This is a genomic window from Streptomyces sp. NPDC058534, from assembly GCF_042717365.1.
Classification (GTDB): domain Bacteria; phylum Actinomycetota; class Actinomycetes; order Streptomycetales; family Streptomycetaceae; genus Streptomyces.
Map to the genome: position 1 here is coordinate 1 of NZ_JBHXNW010000165.1, position 2,789 is coordinate 2,789.

Here is a 2,789-nt window from a genome sequence, read left to right on the forward strand (position 1 = left end):
AGGGACAGCCCAACGGCTGGGACTGGCTCAACCAGGCGTACCACATCGACCAGCGCGAGGACCTGGGCACCGGCGCCGTCCTCGACCGGTTCAAGCAGCTCCGCAGGGAAGCTCCGCACATCAAGACCCTCTATATCGACGTCTACCTCTCCAGCGGCTGGCTGGCCGACGGCCTGGCCGCCGAGCTGCGCGAGATGGGCTTCGAAATCGCCACCGAGTACTCGAACAAGTTCGAGGGCTCCTCGCTGTGGTCGCACTGGGCAACCGACAAGAACTACGGCGGAGCCACCAACAAGGGCATCAACTCGAACATCGTCCGGTTCATCGCCAACACCGACCGCGACGTGTGGAACGCCGACCCGCTGCTCGGCGGCGCCAACATCGTCGAGTTCGAGGGCTGGACGGGCCAGGACGACTGGAACGCCTTCTACCGCAACATCTGGACCGACAACCTGCCCACCAAGTTCCTCCAGCACTACCAGGTGATGGACTGGGAGCTCGGCAAGTCCGCGAAGCTCACCGGCGGGGTGGACGTGAAGTCCGTCGACGGCGAACGGCGGATCTCCATGGACGGCACCGAAGTCCTCAAGGGCGACACCTACCTGCTGCCCTGGGGCAACACGAAGAAGGGCAACGGCACCTCCTCGCCCAGTGACGCCGACAAGATGTACTTCTACAGCGCCTCCGGCGGCGAGCACACCTTCGAACTGACCGACGAGTTCGCGGGCAACAAGAACTTCACCCTCTACGAACTCACCGACCAGGGCCGGGCGGAGAAGAGCCGGGTGACGGCCCACGACGGGCAGGTCACCCTCACCGCCGAGAAGGGGCAGCCCTACGTCCTCGTGCCCGTCGGCGGCAAGGCACCCCACAAGGACGCGCACTACGGCCAGTACACCGGACTGTCCGACCCCGGCTTCAACGCCGGGGACCTCGACGGCTGGAACGCGCGGGGCGGCGCGGAGATCGTCCGGGCCGACAACGGCGACAACGTCGTCCGCCTGGGCGACGCCGCCTCCGGCATCTCGCAGCAGGTCCGCGGCCTGACCCCGGGCAAGCGCTACACCCTCGGCGCCGACGTCGAGATCGGCCCCAGGGAGCGCCGGGACACCACACTGCGGGTGCGCGCCGGCAAGGACACGGAGACGAAGACCTTCGACATCACACCGGCGCAGAACAAGATGGCGTCCGACGAGAAGCGGGACACCTACTCCCAGCGGGCGTCGGTCTCCTTCACCGCGCCGCGCGACGGCACGGTCACCGTGGACCTCGGCGCCGTCGCCGGTGGCGCCCCGGTCGTCCTGGACGACGTACGCGTGATGGCGGACACCACCGCCCCGCTCCCCCGCGCCGAGGACGGTACCGTCGTCGCCCACGACGACTTCGAGGGCAACCAGCCCGGCTGGGGACCCTTCGTCAAGGGCGATGCCGGTGGTGTCACCGACCCCCGCACCAGCATCAGCGACCTGCACGAGCCCTACAGCCAGAAGGAGTGGAAGAACACCTACTCCCCCTACGACTCCGGCACGCTGAAGGGCAAGGCCGTCGACGACGTGCTCGCCGGCCGGCACTCGTTGAAGTCCCACGCCGAGAACACCGGGCTGGTCCACCGCACGACCCCGGCCACGGTGCCGTTCGAGGAGGGCCACAAGTACAAGGTCTCCTTCTCCTACCAGACCAACATCGAGGGCCAGTGGGCCTGGGTCACCGGCGCGGACCGGGTCGCCGACGGGAAGACCACCTCCCGGGACATCACCCGGGACGTCCTCGAACCCGCCCTGGACACCGCGGCCTACTCCCGCGAGATCGTCGCCGGCTGCGGGGACACCTGGGTCGGGCTGCGCAAGCTCGGCAGCGCCCGGGGCACCGATCTCGTCCTCGACGACTTCACCGTCACCGACCTGGGCAAGGCCGAGGGCGGCGCCGCCTGCGCCGGGGTCACCGCCCCGTCCGGCGCCGAGCTGAGCCCAGGGGTGCCCGGTGAGTACGTCACGACGTTCACCAACCACGAGTCCGCCGACGCCACCAACGTCGGCATCGCGCTCAAGGGCCTGCCCGAGGGCTGGAAGGCCGAGGTGACGGAGAAGAACGGCAACCTCTTCGAGAGCGTGAAGCCCGGCGCGACCGTCCGCACCAGCTGGCTCCTCACTCCGCCGGCCGACGCCACCGACGCCTCGCCCGACTGGCAGGTGAGCGCCACGTACGCCCACGCGGGAGCCACCAAGACGGTCTCCGTGGACGGCGGCGCCGCACTGACCGACGAACCGGTCCTCGCTCCCGGCTCGATGACCGCGACCGCCGACTCGGAGAACACCTCGTCGGGGGCCGCCGAGGGGCCGGTGTCCAACGTCCTCGACGGTGACGCCGGCACCATCTGGCACACCGACTACACCGCCTCCCAGGCCCCGTATCCGCACTGGGTGACGTTGAAGCTGGACGGCGCCGCCGACATCGACGGGCTCGGCTACCTGGGCCGGCAGAGCGGCGGCCAGAACGGACGCGTCGCCGACTACGAGGTCGCCGTGTCCGACGACGGCAAGGACTGGACGACCGTGGCCAGTGGCACCCTGAAGGACGTCACGCAGACCCAACGCGTCTCCTTCGACCAAGTCCGCGCCTCCCACGTACGGTTCACCGCACTCAACGCGCTCAACAAGCAGCCCTACGCGGCCGCCGCGGAGATGCGCGTGTACGGGGTGCCGGTGGACCTTCCGACGGGCTACCCCCCGGGCGAACGCCCCGCCGACACCCGCTGAGCCACCAGCCGTGTGCGGCCCGCCCCTTCGGGA

1 protein-coding gene is annotated in these 2,789 nt (G+C 69.6%); it reads left to right on the plus strand.

The genetic code is table 11. The annotated features are described in order from the left end of the window. A partial coding sequence (locus ACFWR9_RS42425; RefSeq protein WP_383852959.1) for an endo-alpha-N-acetylgalactosaminidase family protein occupies positions 1–2,756 on the plus strand: 2,756 nt, incomplete at its 5' end. Positions 2,757–2,789: the final 33 nt, after the last annotated feature.